We start from the raw sequence: 16,454 nt of genomic DNA, 5'->3' as shown, positions 1-16,454 counted from the left end.
CGGATGGGCGGTGGGTGGATCAGGCGGGGGATAGTGCACGTCGCTGCAGCGTCTGTGAAATCGCGCGCAAGCCGAGGAAGACGGCGGCAGCGACCACGACATGCATCAGTGCCAGCGAGAGGCGGCTGGCGGTGGAGTCGAAGTCGGTGAGGAGTGCGCCCGCCGCGGTCACTGTCGCCAGTAGCACGCCGATCATCTGGGCGGCGGGGATGATCCGAGGCCATTTGACGGCTGCGAGCGTCGCGAGCGTGAGCCCGGCGGCGAGTGGCACAGCGGTTTCGGCGATGACGAGTATCGGTGTCGACGTGAAGGTTTCGCCGTTGCTGAGGTAGGTGAACGTCGCGCCTGCGGCCTTGCCGATGAGCCAGAGGATGAGGTTGACGGCGACCGCAGCGGTGACGGTGCCCGCGACGATCAGAGCGCGGTGCGCGGTGGTGGTGGTCATTTGCTGTGCCTCTGAGATCTGCGAATGGGGGTGTACCGTACGGTACGGTACTGCCGAACCGTACCGTACGGTACACTTGTTGCCACGTCAACAGCTGCGAGAATCACGATCGTCAGGAGTGCAAGTGCCGAGGTCTCCATCCCGACTCGACGCCGCCGAGCCGAGTTCGGCAGCGCAGGCACGCCGCCGAATCATGGATGCCGCGATGGAAGTGTTCTTGCGCGACGGATACATCGGCGCCAAGACCGACGAGATCGCCGCGGTCGCGGGATCGTCGAAGCAGACGATCTACAAGCACTTCGGCTGCAAGGAGAATCTCTTCGAGCAGATCGTGCTCGATCGTCTCCAGGGGATCGACCAGATCTTCCAGGACGCCATCGGTGAACTCGCCACCACCGAGGATCTGGACGATACTCTCCGGACGGTCGCGCACCGGTTCGTCGAGTTGCTCACCCAGCCGTCCCAATTGCGCGTGCGGCGTCTTGTGATCGCAGAAGCCGGGCGGTTCCCGGCGCTGGGACGCGCTTACTTCCAGGCCGGCCCCGAGCGCGTCCACGCCATGCTCGCCTCATGTCTGGCCGAATTGACCAGCCGCGGGCTGCTGCGGGTCGAAGAACCCGAACTCGCCGCGAACCATTTCACCTGGTTGGTGGTATCGATTCCGGTCAATAAGGTGATGTTCTGCGGCGAACAGGTCGAGTTCACCGCGACCGAACTCGACCGGTACGCCGATTCCGCGGTCGATGTCTTTCTCGCCGCCTACCGGGCACCGGCCGCGCCCGGCAAGACGGCGCGTCTCGGCAAAGCACTACCGTAGGTTGCCCGGCGTCGCGGGGAACGGTGCATCAGTGGCGGGCAAGTGCATTGTGAACCTGGGTTGGTGAGTTCGAATCCGGCTGGGGTGCAATGCGTTTGCCCAGGGTGATGAAGAACAGCACCAGGCCTGCGGTGAGCAGGATGTGCCCGAGCCCGGCCAGCAGGGAGACGGGTGTCGATTCGGGCAGGCCCAGCACGGTGCGGGTGCCGTGCAGTGCCATCATCGTCGTGGTCAGCGCCAGGCCGCCGTTGTAGATCCAGTAGAACCAGCCGAACAGTGGGTGCCCGGTGAGCGTGAACTGTTTCTCCAGGGCCAGCACCAGCAAGAAGAACAGCATCCCCAGGGCGAGCAGGTGCGTGTGCAACACTCCGAGCTGGGTCCGGCCTGTGAAATCCTCGAGTTTGGTGATCTCGCGATAGTAGAGGCCACTGAACACGCCGATGATCATGTAGGCGTGGGCGGTGTTGATGATCAGTCGCATGCGCTCTGCCCCATCACGATCGGGGATCGATCGGGCTCGCAGGTCCCAGCGCGTTCTCGATGTGGCTCGCGGCGAGCAGTCCGCGATGCTCGGCGAACGGGCTGGTGATCAGCTGTACGCCGATCGGAAGTCCGTCGTTCGAGCGTCCGGCGGGCACTGTGACCGACGGCAGCGCAAGGTAGTTGGCGGCGACCGTGAGGCGTTGCGCGTCGTACATCTCGGCGACTGCCTCGGTGCCGGTCAGGTCGTAGCCGACCGGCCACGGCAGCTGCGCGGACACCGGTCCCAGCACGATCGGATGGTCGGCGAGGAAACGGGACCATGCCGCACGCACCGGAAGTCGTTCCGCCAGGCCGGACATGTAGCCCGGAAGATCCAGGGGCGGAAACAATTCCAGCGCTGCGTCGAGGAATGAGTTCAGCCCGGCGCTGCCGACCTGGCGCATGGTGTCGCGGCGCTGGACCACTACTTCGGTGGAAACCAGCCGGCCGTATGCGACGGTCGCCTCGGTCAGCTGCGGCGGGGTCAGTTCGGCAACCCGATAGCCCGCGTCGGTCAGTGCGTCCGCGGCGCGGCGGATGGCGTCCCGGACCTCGGGATCGACCTGGCCCGCGCCGCCGTCGAAGGTCACCGCCACGGCGGGCATGGTGGCATCGGCGTTGTCCCGCACCGTGATCCAGGCCGGATCACGCGGGTCACCGTCGCGCATGAGCTCGAACGCCAGCCGCAGATCCGCGATCGTACGCGCCAGCGGGCCGGGGGAAGCGAAGAGCTGATTGGTCGGCGCGGGCGCCGCACCGGGCAGGCTCGAGGCCACCGCGACCGCGCCGGGTGTGGTACGCAGCGAGGCCACGCCGCAGAACGCGGCCGGAACCCGCAGTGACCCACCGAAATCGGTGCCCAGGCCGAGCGGGACCATGCCCGTCGCGACGGCCACCGCGTCCCCGCCGCTGGAGCCTCCCGGGCTGCGGGTGGCGTCCCACGGATTGACGGTAGGGCCTGCGGCGTCGTTGTCGGTATGCCAGCGCGTGGCGAAGTCGGGCATATTGCCGCGGGCGATGGGGATCGCGCCCGCGCGCCGCAGGGCCGCCACCGCCGGGGCGTCCTCGGTGGCGATCGCCAACGCGGAGAACGCCCCGACACCCCAATCTGTCGGACTGCCAGCGAGATCGAGATTGTTCTTGACGGTGAACGGGACGCCGGCCAACGGGCCGCGCACTTCGCCACGGTCGACAGCCTCCGCCTCGGCGAGCGCGGCGTCGGCCAACACGGCGGTTGTTGCGTTGACCACCGGATCGATGTCGGCGATCCGCCTCAGATGCGCGGCAACGACATCGACGGCCGTCGCTTCGCGGTCGGCGATCAAGCCGGCCAGAGTCCGCGCGTCGTAGGTCCACAACGCGGTCGTTCGAGTGCTGGTCACCGTCGGCTCCCGTGCTGGTTGAGCGAGAAAAGGTCCATGCCCAACCTTCGGTCGCGCCGCCGGATTCGATCAACGGGAGATCGGCGAACGACTCATAACCCGGGCTTATCGGCCTGTGTCGGAACGCTTTCGGCGATGGCGGCGAAAGCGCGGATCAGATCTGTTTCCGCACCGCGTCGCCACACCAGCGCCCAGCGGGCGGGCGGTGCTTCCGGCATCGGGATGTAGGCGACATCGGGTCGGGAGTAGTACCGGGAGGCGTGCGCGTGCACGGGCGTGATGGCCTTGCCCGCCGCCACCAGCATGATCAAGTCCTGGAAGGTATCGGCCTGCGCGGTGCGCTCGATGGCGCGGCCGCTGGGGCTGGTGAAGGGGACCGCCGAAGCCATCCAGTAGTCCGGTGCCTGATCGGCGGGGTCGGGTGCGGCGCCCGGGCCGAATACCCCGTAGTCGGCGAGATCCTCGTAGGAAGCCGAATCCTGTTGGGCCAGTGGATTGTCCGCAGCGACGAGCAGCATGTACGGCTCTTCGTACAGGACCGGCCCGATGACCAGGTCCGGTTCCTCGATCGGCAGCCAGCTCACCAGAACATCGAGTTCGTCGGCCCGCAATGCCCCGAACGGATTGCTGAAGTGCACGTGCTCGATGTGCACGCTGCAGTGGGGGTACCGGTCTCCGAAGACCTTCAGTAGCGGGCGGAGTTCCTCGAGACTGCTGCTGGTCACTCCGATCCGCAGCAGGCCGTCGTCGCCGTAGCGCGCAGAGCGTCTCGCACGGTTCAGGCTCACGCGCAGGTCGCGGTAGTTGCTTTGCAGGTCGTCGAACAGCCGCCGCCCGACCGGGGTCGGTGCCACCACCCGGCTGGATCGCTCGAAGAGCTTGCCGCCGACCTGGTCTTCCAGTTTTCTGATCACCTGGCTGACTCGCGCTTGCGAGAGGTAGAGACGTTCGGCGGTGCGGCCGAAGTGCAGTTCGGCCGACAGGGTCAGGAAGATCTCGATGTCGCGCAGTTCGATATCGCGCAGATCCATAAGCGTTTCCGATCAATCAAGTCAGCTTATCCGTTCATATGAAGTCGCTCGTTGATCGACTCCGGCGGGGGCTCGAGGCTGTAAGGGCCAGGAAACGACCATCGACGAGAGCGAATCATGCTGTCCCACCATCGTTTGCGAACCATCACGCGCGGGAAGGTCGTGCTGGCGGGCGACGACGAATACGACGCCGCGCGGATGGCGTGGAATCCGGACGTCGACCAGCTCGCGGTGGCGGTCGTCCACGCGATGGACGTCGCCGACATCGTCGCCGTGGTCGGGTACGCCCGCAGTGCGGGACTTTCCGTCGCGGCACAGCCCACCGGCCTCGGCGCTTGCGGAAACGTCGCGGGGGCCATCGTGGTCCGAACCGACAACCTCGATCGCGTCGAGATCGATCCAGCGCGCCGGCGCGTGCGTATCGGGGCGGGAGTTCGGTGGGGGCCGATGCTGACCGTGGCCGGCTCGTACGGGCTCACCGGACTCGCGGGCAGCTGGCCATCCCTCAGCGCCGTCGGGCACCCGCTCGGTGGCGGTTTGTCGTGGTTCGGCCGCAAGTACGGGTGGGCCGCAGACCATGTGCGCTCCTTCGACGTCGTCGACGCCCACGGCCGCCGAGTCCGGGTGAGCGAGGAGTCCGACCCCGAGTTGTTCTGGGGAATGCGCGGCGGCGGTGGAGATTTCGCGTTCGTAACGGCGGTCGAGTTCGACCTTCTTCCCGCCCCGCCCTGCTATGGCGGCCGGATGATCTGGCCGACCGCGTACACCGCCGCCGTGCGCGAGGCATTCCTCGACATCACCGAGCACGCGCCGCTGGAGCTGACTGTCCGGCTCGACCGCCTCCGGCTGCCACAGGGGCCATCGGTGATCGCGATCGCCACCGCCTACCTGGGCGTGCCCGAGCGTGGACGAGAGTTGCTTCGCCGCTTCGACCGCATCGGTGAACTCATCGCGGACACTCGTCGTGAACGGTCCCCGGCCGAGCTGGGGCAGATCGACGACGAACCGATCATGCCCAGTTCCAGCCCGTCGCGGACCGAACTGCTCACCGTCCTCGACCAGGCCGCCACCGAGACTCTGCTGACCGTGCCGATCGATCCGCTGACAGGCATCCAGCTCCAGCAGTTGGGCGGGGCGCTGGCCGCACCAACCCGCGGCGCGAATCCGCCGGTCAGCGAAGCATTCGCGCTGTCCTTGCAAGCCCGCACCGCCGATCCCGACGAGGCCGCCGCCGTCCTCGCCGCCCAAAGGCACCTGCTGGCCGAACTCGGTCCGCGAATCAGCGGCCGCAAGCCCTACGCCTTCCTCACCACTGGCGATTCCAGCGCGCAGGCGTTCCCCGCGGCCACGCTGGCGCGGTTGCGAAAACTCAAACGCGCTCGCGACCCCCACGCGGTTTTCCGCGCCAACTTCGCGATCCCCGCCTGATTCACGCGTATCCACCTGAGAAGAAAGCAGAAAGTACTGTGCTACAGCAGGATTCACCCAAAACCTCCCGATCGGGACGCGAAAGCCGCACCAGAGCACTCGCTCTCACGCTCTCCGCTATCGGCGCCGGCTTCATCATCTTCACCGGAACCGGCTATCTCCTCGCACCGCAGTCGATGGCAGCCAATTTCGGGCTGCCCACCACTCCGGACGAAGCGGCCAACGGTTTTCTGAACATCAAAGGAGTCCGGGACATCGCCACCGGCTTGGTCATCCTGGCAGTACTCGCAACCCGTCAATACCGTGCGGTCGGCCCGGTCACCCTTGCCATCGCACTCATCCCCACCGGCGACATGCTCACCATCCTGCTGCGGCGGGGCTCCACCGTCACCGCCCTCAGCGTCCACGGCCTGACCGCGGCCCTGGTCGCGGCGACCGGCCTCCTCTGGATGCACACCATGCGCTCTCGCCGAACAACGCATCGCTCCACCAACGTGAAGTAGACATGCCCTACAGCCAGCGCGTCAGGGGACAGCTCGGACCCAATCCCTCCGCGCACGTGTGCGTTTCACTGGAGCGGGACCGTTCGACCCCGGGCCGCGCCCTGGCATTGATTTCCCAGAACCGAGCAAGGCGTCCGGTGACCGGCCGGTTGACGTAGATCTGCGTGAATGCCATGACGTGACTCCGAGTTCGGTCGGTGCGTGCCGGGGCGTTCCCGGCGACACCGCAAACCTAGGAGCGTCGCCCGAACTCGGTCTTGTACAGAAGCGACAACATCTCACCGCGTCGCGACTCACACCGTGTTGCCCATCTTCTGCAGCGCCAAGGTCCAGGCCGGAAAGCCGCCGGGGCGCACCGAAAACCCTGCCGGTGATCGCCTATACCCATGGCGCGGGTTAGGTTTGCCGGCGCGGGGCGAATCGAGGTCTACCACGCTGATGACGCGGTTGGAATGCGCGACTCGAAGAACCCTTCGGCCCGTAGTTGTTCTTCGCCCCAGAGCAGCGGGAGGTCTTCGTTGGCCTGGCAAGCCAGCAGCCCGCCGAGCTGAGCCCCTGGCCAAAACTCCTCGGCCGGGGGCTTTTCGCTGTCAGGACCTTTCAAGCATCCGGCGGAACTCCTCCGCGTGCGGCCCGGACAGCTCGTAACTCACGGTTGCCGGCGCCGCGGGGCCGACGCCCGGGGGCGTCGGCCCTGGAACCTCGGTGCTGACATCGTCGGCAAGCAGCGCGGCCAGCAGATCTTCTTTGCCGAACCAGTTGTGCCCGTTGGAGGCTGTGATGCGGGCCGCGTGTCGAAGCGTCGCCACTACCGAGGGCGCTCCGGTAACCGTGACCTGGCATTCGTCGGATTCGTCGGCCATGACGCCAGATTGGACTTCCAGCCCGGTGCAGGTGATCGTCCGGGAGCGCTCGTCGACCGACATCTCCAGGACGTCCTCACCGAAGGGATTACGCTGACTTATAGAGCATTGACCAGCTGAATCAGCGATTTCGCCCCATTGATGCCGAGATCGGCCCACCCCGTTAGGGTGTGGGCCGATCGTCGTTGCGATCACCCGAGCATCGGTGGAGGAACTCCCGCATGGCTACTGGTATCGAAGGCGCGAATGTCATCATCACCAACCCCCGAGGCCAGATCCTGCTGTTCCTGCGAGACGACAAGCCCGACATCCCGTTCCCGAACTCCTGGGCGCTGCCCGGCGGACACGTCGAACCCGGCGAGACACCGCTGGCCTGCCTGGTGCGCGAGATCGACGAAGAAATGTGCGTCCAACTCGATCCCGCGACCCCCACCCTGCTCTGCTCACGGCTGCGGCCCTGGGGCATGCTCGAACACACCTTCACCACAATGCTCGATCTCGACCTCGACCGAATCGTGCTCACCGAAGGCCAACAGTTGGGTTGGTTCGGCGCCACCGACATCGCCACGATCCGCCTGGGATTCGAGGAACACGACCTACTGACCGAATACTTCACCCAGCTGCGCGTCACGGCAGTCGACCTCGGACAGCGAGCCGTGCAAGCCCGTGTCGGATGCGTTGCCCACCACCGTATCCTGCTCGGGAACCCGCGACACTGAAATCGGGTCCAAGACCGTGGTCACCGAGATCGGGTGGGGTGCCATTGATGTTCCTCGGGACACGAGTTCTTCGTTCGATCCAAAGATCGTCAAGAAGCGGCAACAACGCTTGTCCAGGGTCGATGAGATCGCATTGTCTTTGACGGCAAAGGGTTTGAAGGCCGGGGAGATCTCGGCGCATTTTGCCGAGATCTATGGCACCAGCGTTTCCAAGGGAACGATCTCGGTGAATACATCGACGGTGGCGACCTGTCCGGTGTTCAGCGGGTCGGTCGCCGCCGAGGCGTTCGGCTACTCCGCAGCCTCGAAGCGAACCCTGTCGCCCTGCCCTATGACGACACAGCACCGTGGACCTTGCCCTACGACCGGAACATTTGCTCTCGAACGTTACTTCAGTCCCTTCGGGTGGGCCATCTTGCATCAGGTTCGAGATGGTCAGTGCTCGAATACTTCTCCGAGCGTGTCGGCGGTGAGTACGCGGGCTGTCCACTGCTGAAGTTGGTCGACGGATGCGTTGTGGACTCGGTCTGCGATCAGGCTGGGGACGGGTCCGAATCGTAATTCCAGCTGTTCGAGGAGGGTCGTTGCCCGGCCCTCGGCCAGGCCCTCAGCGCGGCCTTGCGCTTGGAGTCGTTCCGCGGTGGTCATCAGTGCCCCCTTGGCCTCGGGTCCGAGCTGGTCGACCACGGGCTCCAGATCGGTGCGATCGGTGTCACCCATATACAGAATTTACGTCAGCGCGGCCTCGAGTTCGCCTCCGCCAGCGCGGGCGAGTATGCCCAGACAGCGCATGATCGATCGCAGATCGTCGAGTCCGAGTCTGGGTTTGCTGGGCGCGGTCCAGGATCCACCGTCGGGGTCACAGAGCAGGACCACGGGTAACACCATCGGGACCGTGTGGGATTTCGGGTTGGCTTTGACCCAGCGTCGCCAGAACGCGATCTCGTATTCGGCGAGGCGGAGAGCCATCCGTGAGTCGGAGGTGCTCTGGTGCTCGAGCATTTCACGATAAGACCTGCGAGGCGGTCGGTTCGGTTGGCGCCTTCCCATGATCGGTCGGGCCCCTTCTCGGGGCGGGTTCGAACGGGATCCCCGGCAGTGGTCGCCTACGAGGTCCGGATCAGATGCTCTCGGTTCCTCTCACGCCGCCCACTCCCAGGAGTCGATGCGCCAGATCGAGTGTTCGCTGACCACTCCGACGCGCACCTCGTGTGGAGCCTGTCCGGTGGCCGGGTGGAAGAGCGCGGTGGCGGTCAGGGATTGCCTCCGGCTGTCTTGAAGATCGAACTCGATACCGCAGTAGTCGAGGACAGGTGCGGCGCCGTGGTACCAAATGCCTTGCCGTAGCTGGTTTATCGCCTGCAGCGGGAAGTGGTCGAATTCGGTGCGCCACCTGTGTGAGAGGGTGTGGCGGATGAGAGGGCTACTGCCGGTGTCGATCCCGCGGAGCAGGCGGCCGACTTGGGAATGCACCTGGGCGGACTCGTCTCGGTGGTTGTCATCGGATGGCTGCTCGTTCCGCTGTGTGAGTAGACGCAGGACGTGGAGCAGATCCCCGGAGAATTCCTTATCCCAGTGGTGGTAGGCGATTTCGGTGGTGGCGGCGAGCCCGGTGATCGGGAAGGCGGCGATCAGTGCGCCCGGCCTGGTTTCGTGCTCGCCGATCACCACGTGTGCTCGGCCCGGAGGCGTCAGTGGAAAGACCGGATCGATCACCACATCGTCGCTGAATTCGTATCTCGGCAGAAATGAGCGCAAATCGATTCGGCGGCTTTCGAATTGGCCGGTACGTTCCAGCCAGCGTGCCGATGCGCCGAGTTCCTCGAGAGGGTAGAGCACCCAGTTGTGCAACCCCTCGAACCCGTTGCAGTGCGACATGAAATTCTTGTAGAGGGTGTCGAAGTGAATGCCGAGCCGCAGCTCGGCGGCGTCGATCTGGTTCGAGGACGCCGGGCGCCCCGGTGTCGCTCCCGTTGTCACAATCCGAGTCATAATGTCGCGGAATGCCACAAACTCCGACGGTATCAGCGCCAACCGCGACTTGCCTCGGGGAGACGGGGCACGGTATCGAATCGAACGAGCCGCGAACACACGTTGACCCGGAATTTTGATCGGTCTCAGCGGGCATCACGTTTTCGCGAGTGCTGGGCGTGTCGAGACCTAGTCGGGCATCAGCATGGCCGCGTGGGCGTTCTCCGTGCAGAGGATGACCGCTGCGCTGGATCCGATCGTTCGTGCCTGATCCCTGCTCAAACCCCCGTCCATCGCGGCGGTGATCATGCCTTCCAAGGTCGGAACGTCGACGCCGCGCTTTTCGTACACCTCGCACATCGCATAGCCGATTTCCAGCAGACCGCTGTCCGACACCCACATCAGCGAAGGCGACCGGTCCCGTGCGGCTTTGAGGAAGCGCTGCTCCTCCTTGGGGCTTACCCCCGCATTCGCCCAGCCGGTGCTCGCCACGATCGCGGCGCACGCCAGCGCCGCCACCGCAGTGCTCTTTCCCAACATCATTCGTTCCTGTCTGTCGTCCGGCTTTGTCCGGCAAGCGTATGAAAGACATCCGACAGGAGCGGCAGCTGCGGCGAGCAGTGGATCCGTGGCGCGGGATGAACTCCGAAGGCGCAGTCGCCCAGACCCTTCGGCTCTGTGCCGAACGGGAAGTCAGGGGCCGTCGGCATTCTCGGTCGGCCGGACGCCATCCTGGCGTGGTATGCCTTGATACCACGCCGGTGCGATGACGCACACGCCCCGCGTCGGTCACACTCGCGAGATGAGCATCTCCGTGGTCGTCGCCGACGACCAGCCACTGATCCGCGCGGGAATCGTCATGCTGCTCACCGCCGAACCGGACATCGTTGTGGTCGGGGAGGCTTCCGACGGTCGCGAGGCTGTCGAGCTCGCTGCCGCGCGGCGTCCCGATGTGGTTCTGATGGACATCCAGATGCCCGGCACCGATGGGATCGCCGCTACTCGTGCGCTGACCGCAGATGACGCATCCCGCGAGGCCGATCACCTGACGAAGGTGTTGGTCCTGACCACTTTCGATGATGACGACGCGGTCTATGGCGCCCTGCGCAGCGGGGCCAGTGGCTTCCTGCTCAAGCATGCGGCGCCTGGCGATCTGGTCGTCGCGGTGCGCAAGGTCGCTGCCGGTGAGGCGTGGATCGACCCCGCGGTGGCTCGCAAGGTCATTGCCGCGCTCGGTGGCGGTAATGCGTCGGGGCGGCGATCGCCCGAACTGATCGAGCGGCTCACCCCGCGGGAACGTGAGGTCCTGGTGCTCATGGCGCTCGGCCTGTCCAACGCCGAGATCCGAGATCGCCTGGTCGTGAGTGAGGCGACCGTCAAAACGCATGTGGCGCGGATCGTCATGAAGACCGGGTCGCGGGATCGCACCCAGGCGGTCGTGCTGGCGTATCAGAGTGGCCTCGTCGTCCCCGGCCGTTGACGAGGCTCGTTTCTTCGTACGCGGGTGCCCGCGCGAGCGCACAATCTCTGGTGAAGATGCTTGGCCCCGACGTGGAACGTGAGGAACAAATGACGTCTGCTTCCACCGGTGTATTCGCCGCGCTGCAGGTGCCGGACAACCGGAATCGCCTCGCCACAGGCACTTTGGTCGCACCGGATGTGGTGGTGTTCCCTGCGATCGCGCGCGCGGCATTCGAACAGGTGCACACCGGCCACGTGCTGGTGATACCCGCGGCCACAGGTACTGCCGAACGCGTTGAGGTCGAACGGATCTCGGCGTACGGACCGGAAGACGCCGAGGAACTGTGCGCGGTGGTCCGGCTGGCCGCGCCCGCAGCGGTGGCACCGGATCAGGCGGTGACCGCCGCCGAGCTGCGCGAGGCGGTGCTATCCAATAACGGTGACCTCGGCCAGGCGATGCGGCAGCTGAACTGCCTCCCGGTCGTCGAACCTGCCGAACAGACCGATCCGGCCGACTGCGATGACCCCGATCCCGCTCCGGCCGCGCTCGTGCAGGTCCACCACGATCCGGAGCGGTTCGCGTTCTCACTCTGCAACTTTCTGCGTTTCTGCTGACCGAAGTCCTGGCGCGCGAGTCGAGGAGCAGTGGGGGCCGGGGTGAGACCATCGCGGCGCGACGCGGTGGTCGCCGGAGTCGCGGCGATCCTGGATGTCGTCGTCTTCTCCGATCTGCTGTTGCCGTTGCCGCCCGGCTTGCACACCGGCGCGGGGCTGGTCGTGCTGTGGGCCGCCGTCGGTTGCGGTGTGCTGCTGTGGCGGCGGACCGCGCCGTTGACCGTCGTCATCGTGCTGTGCGCGCATGCCGTCATCGCCGCGCCACTGCTGTCCTACCGGCCGGTTCTGCTGGTGTGCGTGGCGCTGGAAGCCGTTGCCGCGCTGCGCACACGGCGCGATGTCCTGCTCGCGCTGTCGGTGTGCACGGTGGCGGTCGCGGCATGGGTGGACGCCGAGATGCGCACGAGTCCGCTGGTGGTGAGCAATGCGAAAGCGGCCGGCGTCGGAGCGGTCTACTTCGGGCTGCTGCTCGCCGCGATCGGGCTGGGCCTGTGGCAGCGCAGCGGTGTGCGCAGGCATCGCGAGGTGGCGCGGCGCGGTGTGGAGGAAGCCCGCCTGGCGGTGCTGGCCGAGCGCCGCAGAATGGCGCGGGAGCTGCACGACATCGTCGGGTCGACCGTGACGGTGATGATGTTGCAGGCCGCGGGCGCGCGCCGGATCATGGCGACCGACCCGGCGCGCGCGGACGGCGCGCTGGCGGCGGTGGACGAGCTGGGAGTGCAGGCGATGGGGGAGCTGCACCGGCTGCTCGGCATCCTGCGGGCCGCCGAACCATCGAATGATGAACTCCAGCACGCGATTACGGATCTGCCCGGCTTGGCCGACGCGGACCAGCTCTTCGACTCGCTGCGTGCCGCGGGATTACAGCTCGGCGTCACCGAGGACGGGCGCCGCGAAAGACTCGACCCCAGTGTCGATCTCACCTGCTACCGCATATTGCAGGAAGCGCTGACGAATGTGGCCAAGCACGCGGGCGCGGGCGCATGCGCCGAGGTCCGGCTGAGGTGGGAGAAGCACACGGTCACGATCACAGTCGACGACGACGGCGGCGGGGTCGGTAATGCCGGGACGGTCGGCGGGAACGGGTTGATCGGGCTGTCGGAGCGAGTTTCGATCGCCGGCGGACAGTTCGAGGCGGGCCGCCGCGCCGGTGGCGGATTCCAGGTCTCGGCGACCTTGCCGTGCGGGCGCACCCGCGGTTGAGCGGCGACTCGGCGTACCGCGAGAAGTGGACGCCCGCATCGGCCTCCGACGGCACGGCGTAATACCTGCGCAGGCTGACGATTCAGGCTTCTTTTCTCGGCATTCTCGATTCGTGCCGATGAAGGGAGGTGATGTCGTGAAGAAGATCAAGGTGCGCAAGCCGGGAACGGTTCGCCTGACCGCTCCGCCGTATTGCTACTGCAACTGCTGCTGTGCGGCCGACGAAGCACAGTAGTCCACCCATTCTGGTTATCGCTCAGACGCAAGGCCGGAGACATCGGGTCTCTGGCCTTGTCCACCCTTTTCTCAGGACCGATCATGACTCTTCGCGCCGGCGAACACCGTATTCACTTCCACCCGTTGACTCTATTGCCAGAGGGCGCGGACGTGGTCGTCGGCCGTACCGATATCGATTCTTACGCGGTATTTCCCGCCGACGGCGCCGCGCTGCTCGAGGAATTGCGATCCGGACGCGGACCGGTGGACGCCGCGGAGTGGTATTTCCGGACCTACGGGGAATCGGTGGACATCGGCGAATTCCTCGATACACTGCGGGAATTGGATTTTCTGGCCGACGCGGACGTCGCCGCTGACGACCGCGAGCCGGTCCGTTGGCAGCGGCTTGGACTCGCGTTGTTCTCGACGCCCGCCTGGCTCTGCTACGCCGCACTGATCGCCGTCGGCATCGGCGCGGTGTGCGCCGACCCGCGGCTGCTGCCGCACCGGCACCACGTGTTCTTCTCGCACTACCTGCTGGTCGTCGAGGCGGTACTGTTCTTCGGCCAGCTGCCGCTGACATTGCTGCACGAGTCGTTCCACGTCCTCGCGGGCCGGCGGCTCGGCCTGCGTTCCCGCGTCAAGATCGGGCGCAGGCTGTATTTCCTGGTCTTCGAAACCGTCATCGACGGACTCGTCGTCGTCCCCAAACGCCGTCGCTATCTGCCGATGCTGGCCGGCATGCTCGCCGATGTACTCGCCATGGCCGCACTGACGACGGTCGCATGGCTGACCACGACGCCCGACGGGGCATTCTCGCTCGCCGGCAGAATTTGTCTCGCCCTGGTGTTCACGTCGGTGCTGCGCCTGGTCTGGCAGTTCTATTTCTTCCTGCGTACCGATATCTATTACCTGGTCACCAGTGTGCTCGGCTGCGTGGATCTGCACACGGTGAGCGGCCAATTGCTGCGCAATACCGTTCACCGGTGGACGGGCCGCACCGATCGGCTCGTCGACGAAAGCCAGTGGCACCCACGCGATCGGCAAGTCGCTCGATGGTACGCACCGCTGCACGCCATCGGCTATACCGCGATGCTGACCGTATTCACGCTGGTGATGATTCCGCTGGGCTGGCGGTTCCTCTCCGGCGCGTTCCACACCATTTTCTCCGGCACCGCGAACGTCGCCTCTTTCGTCGATGCCAGTGTCCTGCTCACTCTCAATCTCGGCCAGCTGGCCACGGCGCTGGTCATGTTCGTCAAGGAACGGAAGCAAAACCGATGACAACACACGCCCCGACCGAAACACGTGTTCTCGCGGTCGTCGATGCCGACCACCGCCTGCGCGGTCCGTACAGCGCGACAGGCAGCCTGCTCCGCGCGATCGCCCCGGACCTGCTCGACCATCATCCCGACCTGGTTCAGCGGCACGACGTCGAATTGATCGCGGCCGCACCGGAATTGGCCGACCTGATCCGATGCCGCCGAGCGACCCTGATGGCCACCGCGGCGCCCGAGGAACGCACCCGCTACTACCCGGCGGCCTATACCCAGCGCTTGGCCAACGGCATCGTCGATCTGCTCGCGGAGTACTGCCGCAGGCGCGCGGGCGGACCGTGGCAGGTAATGATCCACAATGCGGAGCTGGCCGACCCGACCGATGAAGAGCTGCTGGCGATCCTCGTCCGCCGGGCCGATCCGTCCGTGCTGCAGATCGTGATCCACCCCGAAGGCGACGTAGCCGAACACCTGGCGACGTCCGCGACGATGTCCGCCGTACAGCACAACCAGTGGGCGGCGGAACTGATTGCGCGCGAGGAATTCTCACTCCACCTAGGCGCGATCCCGTTCCACCTCGAACGCGGCTCCGACCCCGGCGGCGCGGGCGCGGAGGCCAACGAGCGCGCCTTGCAGCACTGCGTGATGCAGGGCTACTACGACGCCACCATCCGGTTCGGGCAGCGGGTGCTCGAACTCCTGGACTGGGAACGCGATCCGCAGCGATGCTGGCTGGCCACCGTGAAGATGTGCACCGCGCTGGCGGCGCTGAATCGTCCGGCGGAGGCCGAGGAACTCTACGACGAAGCGTGCCGGCGCAGCACACTGCCGAGCGTCCACCTGCACGCCGCCTACGGCCGGGCGATGCTCTACACCCGCTTCTACGCCGGTAACCGCGACCATGCGCGCGCGAAGGCCTGGATCAACACCGCCATCGCCATCGCCTCGCTCGGCAGTGAAAAACAGCGACGCGCTTACAATCTCACCTTCCAGGAGAACGGCCGCGCCCTGATCGAAATGCATCTGGGAAATCTCGCGGAGTCGCTGCGGCTGGTCGAGAACGGGCTCGCCAGGCTCGACGCCGAGGTCGATCCCGGCCGATTCGATCCGCACCGATCGGTGCTCAGCTACAACCGCGCCCAATTGCTGGCCCGGATCGGTTCACCGCAGCAAGCCCTCGACGCGTACGCCACCGTTATCGCCATGGACCCCAACCACTCCGAGTACTACGGCGAACGGGCGGGGCTCTACCGCAAGCTCGGGCAGATCGACAGTTCGCTCGCCGACTACGCACGCGCCATCGCGCTGAGCCCGCCATACCCGCAGGTGCACTTCAACCGTGGCGATCTGCTGATGGAGCTGGCGGACTACGCCGGTGCGATAGCCGATTTCGATCGCGCGCTCGAGCTGGACGACACCCTGGTGGACGCCTACGTGAACCGCGCCGCCTGCCACCTCGAACTCGGTGATCTCGATGCCGCGTCCCGCGATGTGGCGTCCGGCCTCGCCCTCGATCCGGACCAGGCCGAATTGCATTGCGTGCGAGGAATGATCGAGCAGCAGCACGGCCGGAGCGCCGCCGCCCGGCGCGCGTTCGACCAGGCGAGACGATTGGATCCCACCCTGGTCGCCGCGTGGGCCAACGCCGGCGTCCTGGCGTTCGATGACGGCGACACCACCGAATCGATCACCTGTTTCGACCGTGCGCTGGCGATCGACGACGATCCGGTGGTCCGGGCCAATCGCGGTATCGCACACGCGAGCCGCGGCGATCACGCGCAAGCGCTCGCCGATTTCGGCGCCGCCTTGGCCGACGGCGATCCGGACAGCGCGCCCGAGCTGCTGTATCGCCGCGGCCTCATCGAGTTGAGTTTCGGCGACCCGCAGGCCGGTCTACGTGACCTGCGGGCCAGTGCGGCGGCCGCGGATGACGAGTTCGCGCAGCGGGCCCGTGCGGAACTCGCGCGAATCGCCACTGCCGCGGCGCCGTCCGACTGAGAC

The 16,454-nt window shown here is 66.1% G+C and carries 18 protein-coding genes and 1 pseudogene; 10 read left to right on the top strand and 9 right to left on the bottom strand.

What is annotated here, in order from left to right:
• Nucleotides 1–19 precede the first annotated feature (19 nt).
• Complete coding sequence (locus tag NY1_RS15095; RefSeq protein WP_067712792.1) at nucleotides 20–445, bottom strand: DUF6069 family protein; 426 nt, start codon at nucleotides 443–445, stop codon at nucleotides 20–22.
• Here NY1_RS15095 and NY1_RS15090 point away from each other — a divergent pair.
• A complete protein-coding gene (locus tag NY1_RS15090; RefSeq protein WP_084534985.1) occupies nucleotides 360–1,262 on the top strand; it encodes a TetR/AcrR family transcriptional regulator in 903 nt (300 codons plus the stop codon). The genes NY1_RS15095 and NY1_RS15090 overlap by 86 nt on opposite strands.
• Before the next feature lie 28 nt (nucleotides 1,263–1,290).
• Here the strand turns inward: NY1_RS15090 and NY1_RS15085 are convergent, their stop codons facing one another.
• From NY1_RS15085 to NY1_RS15075, 3 genes are all read right to left on the bottom strand, one after another.
• Nucleotides 1,291–1,743, bottom strand: coding sequence for a DUF2871 domain-containing protein (locus tag NY1_RS15085; protein WP_067712786.1), 453 nt, complete (start codon nucleotides 1,741–1,743; stop codon nucleotides 1,291–1,293).
• A gap of 13 nt (nucleotides 1,744–1,756) precedes the next feature.
• Nucleotides 1,757–3,166 carry an amidase family protein gene (locus tag NY1_RS15080; protein WP_067712784.1) on the bottom strand — a complete coding sequence of 470 codons (1,410 nt, stop codon included), beginning with the start codon at nucleotides 3,164–3,166 and terminating at the stop codon, nucleotides 1,757–1,759.
• A 92-nt stretch (nucleotides 3,167–3,258) separates the two neighbouring features.
• The gene (locus NY1_RS15075) at nucleotides 3,259–4,197 is read right to left on the bottom strand and encodes a LysR family transcriptional regulator (RefSeq protein ID WP_218028359.1); all 939 of its coding nucleotides are present in this window, start codon (nucleotides 4,195–4,197) and stop codon (nucleotides 3,259–3,261) included.
• A 117-nt stretch (nucleotides 4,198–4,314) separates the two neighbouring features.
• On the opposite strand from NY1_RS15075, the gene NY1_RS15070 reads away from it, so the two are divergent.
• Both NY1_RS15070 and NY1_RS15065 read left to right on the top strand, forming a co-directional pair.
• The gene (locus tag NY1_RS15070; protein WP_067712781.1) at nucleotides 4,315–5,625 is read left to right on the top strand and encodes an FAD-binding oxidoreductase; all 1,311 of its coding nucleotides are present in this window, start codon (nucleotides 4,315–4,317) and stop codon (nucleotides 5,623–5,625) included.
• Between the two features lie 38 nt (nucleotides 5,626–5,663).
• Nucleotides 5,664–6,128, top strand: a complete 465-nt coding sequence (locus NY1_RS15065; RefSeq protein ID WP_267888417.1) for a DUF4267 domain-containing protein — start codon at nucleotides 5,664–5,666, stop codon at nucleotides 6,126–6,128.
• A 590-nt stretch (nucleotides 6,129–6,718) separates the two neighbouring features.
• Here the strand turns inward: NY1_RS15065 and NY1_RS15060 are convergent.
• Nucleotides 6,719–7,054: a hypothetical protein gene (locus tag NY1_RS15060; RefSeq protein WP_067712779.1), complete on the bottom strand. Its 336-nt coding sequence runs from the start codon at nucleotides 7,052–7,054 to the stop codon at nucleotides 6,719–6,721.
• Between the two features lie 158 nt (nucleotides 7,055–7,212).
• On the opposite strand from NY1_RS15060, the gene NY1_RS15055 reads away from it, so the two are divergent.
• Both NY1_RS15055 and NY1_RS42000 read left to right on the top strand, forming a co-directional pair.
• Entirely contained in the window at nucleotides 7,213–7,710 is a 498-nt protein-coding gene (locus NY1_RS15055; protein WP_067712776.1) for an NUDIX hydrolase, read from the top strand.
• A 10-nt stretch (nucleotides 7,711–7,720) separates the two neighbouring features.
• Nucleotides 7,721–7,954 (top strand): annotated as a pseudogene (locus tag NY1_RS42000) (transposase); the annotation flags it as partial.
• Between the two features lie 191 nt (nucleotides 7,955–8,145).
• Here the strand turns inward: NY1_RS42000 and NY1_RS42925 are convergent.
• From NY1_RS42925 to NY1_RS15035, 4 genes are all read right to left on the bottom strand, one after another.
• Entirely contained in the window at nucleotides 8,146–8,430 is a 285-nt protein-coding gene (locus tag NY1_RS42925; protein ID WP_157762253.1) for an RpnC/YadD family protein, read from the bottom strand.
• Nucleotides 8,431–8,439: 9 nt separating this feature from the next.
• Nucleotides 8,440–8,712 carry an Rpn family recombination-promoting nuclease/putative transposase gene (locus NY1_RS15045; protein ID WP_067712773.1) on the bottom strand — a complete coding sequence of 91 codons (273 nt, stop codon included), beginning with the start codon at nucleotides 8,710–8,712 and terminating at the stop codon, nucleotides 8,440–8,442.
• A gap of 138 nt (nucleotides 8,713–8,850) precedes the next feature.
• A complete protein-coding gene (locus tag NY1_RS15040; RefSeq protein WP_157762252.1) occupies nucleotides 8,851–9,744 on the bottom strand; it encodes an SMI1/KNR4 family protein in 894 nt (297 codons plus the stop codon).
• 126 nt (nucleotides 9,745–9,870) lie between these two features.
• The gene (locus NY1_RS15035) at nucleotides 9,871–10,221 is read right to left on the bottom strand and encodes a DUF732 domain-containing protein (protein ID WP_169815355.1); all 351 of its coding nucleotides are present in this window, start codon (nucleotides 10,219–10,221) and stop codon (nucleotides 9,871–9,873) included.
• 274 nt (nucleotides 10,222–10,495) lie between these two features.
• Here NY1_RS15035 and NY1_RS15030 point away from each other — a divergent pair, with 274 nt between their 5' ends.
• The 5 genes from NY1_RS15030 to NY1_RS15010 all read left to right on the top strand — a co-directional run bounded on the left by NY1_RS15030 (nucleotide 10,496) and on the right by NY1_RS15010 (nucleotide 16,451).
• On the top strand, nucleotides 10,496–11,161 hold the full coding sequence (locus NY1_RS15030) for a response regulator (protein WP_369690440.1): 666 nt from the start codon (nucleotides 10,496–10,498) through the stop codon (nucleotides 11,159–11,161).
• Nucleotides 11,158–11,757: a hypothetical protein gene (locus tag NY1_RS15025; RefSeq protein WP_157762251.1), complete on the top strand. Its 600-nt coding sequence runs from the start codon at nucleotides 11,158–11,160 to the stop codon at nucleotides 11,755–11,757. Before NY1_RS15030 ends, NY1_RS15025 begins: the two co-directional genes overlap by 4 nt.
• A 42-nt stretch (nucleotides 11,758–11,799) precedes the next feature.
• Nucleotides 11,800–12,960, top strand: a complete 1,161-nt coding sequence (locus NY1_RS15020; RefSeq protein WP_157762250.1) for a sensor histidine kinase — start codon at nucleotides 11,800–11,802, stop codon at nucleotides 12,958–12,960.
• A 192-nt stretch (nucleotides 12,961–13,152) separates the two neighbouring features.
• Nucleotides 13,153–14,460, top strand: a complete 1,308-nt coding sequence (locus NY1_RS43735; RefSeq protein ID WP_169815354.1) for a hypothetical protein — start codon at nucleotides 13,153–13,155, stop codon at nucleotides 14,458–14,460.
• Nucleotides 14,457–16,451, top strand: coding sequence for a tetratricopeptide repeat protein (locus tag NY1_RS15010; RefSeq protein WP_067712751.1), 1,995 nt, complete (start codon nucleotides 14,457–14,459; stop codon nucleotides 16,449–16,451). Before NY1_RS43735 ends, NY1_RS15010 begins: the two co-directional genes overlap by 4 nt.
• Nucleotides 16,452–16,454 lie beyond the last annotated feature (3 nt).

Source organism: Nocardia yamanashiensis NBRC 100130 (assembly GCF_001613325.1).
GTDB lineage: Bacteria > Actinomycetota > Actinomycetes > Mycobacteriales > Mycobacteriaceae > Nocardia > Nocardia yamanashiensis.
The sequence above is the reverse complement of the archived record's forward strand: the minus strand, read 5'-3'. Positions and strand labels throughout refer to the sequence as shown.

Excerpts from the sequence above, each read along its gene's own strand:
- NY1_RS15090 (WP_084534985.1), top strand. The coding sequence starts at position 360 with ATGAGCCAGAGGATGAGGTTGACGGCGACCGCAGCGGTGACGGTGCCC.
- NY1_RS15095 (WP_067712792.1), bottom strand. The coding sequence starts at position 445 with ATGACCACCACCACCGCGCACCGCGCTCTGATCGTCGCGGGCACCGTC.
- NY1_RS15085 (WP_067712786.1), bottom strand. The coding sequence starts at position 1,743 with ATGCGACTGATCATCAACACCGCCCACGCCTACATGATCATCGGCGTG.
- NY1_RS15075 (WP_218028359.1), bottom strand. The coding sequence starts at position 4,197 with ATGGATCTGCGCGATATCGAACTGCGCGACATCGAGATCTTCCTGACC.
- NY1_RS15070 (WP_067712781.1), top strand. The coding sequence starts at position 4,315 with ATGCTGTCCCACCATCGTTTGCGAACCATCACGCGCGGGAAGGTCGTG.
- NY1_RS15060 (WP_067712779.1), bottom strand. The coding sequence starts at position 7,054 with ATGTCGGTCGACGAGCGCTCCCGGACGATCACCTGCACCGGGCTGGAA.
- NY1_RS15055 (WP_067712776.1), top strand. The coding sequence starts at position 7,213 with ATGGCTACTGGTATCGAAGGCGCGAATGTCATCATCACCAACCCCCGA.
- NY1_RS42925 (WP_157762253.1), bottom strand. The coding sequence starts at position 8,430 with ATGGGTGACACCGATCGCACCGATCTGGAGCCCGTGGTCGACCAGCTC.
- NY1_RS15045 (WP_067712773.1), bottom strand. The coding sequence starts at position 8,712 with ATGCTCGAGCACCAGAGCACCTCCGACTCACGGATGGCTCTCCGCCTC.
- NY1_RS15035 (WP_169815355.1), bottom strand. The coding sequence starts at position 10,221 with ATGTTGGGAAAGAGCACTGCGGTGGCGGCGCTGGCGTGCGCCGCGATC.
- NY1_RS15010 (WP_067712751.1), top strand. The coding sequence starts at position 14,457 with ATGACAACACACGCCCCGACCGAAACACGTGTTCTCGCGGTCGTCGAT.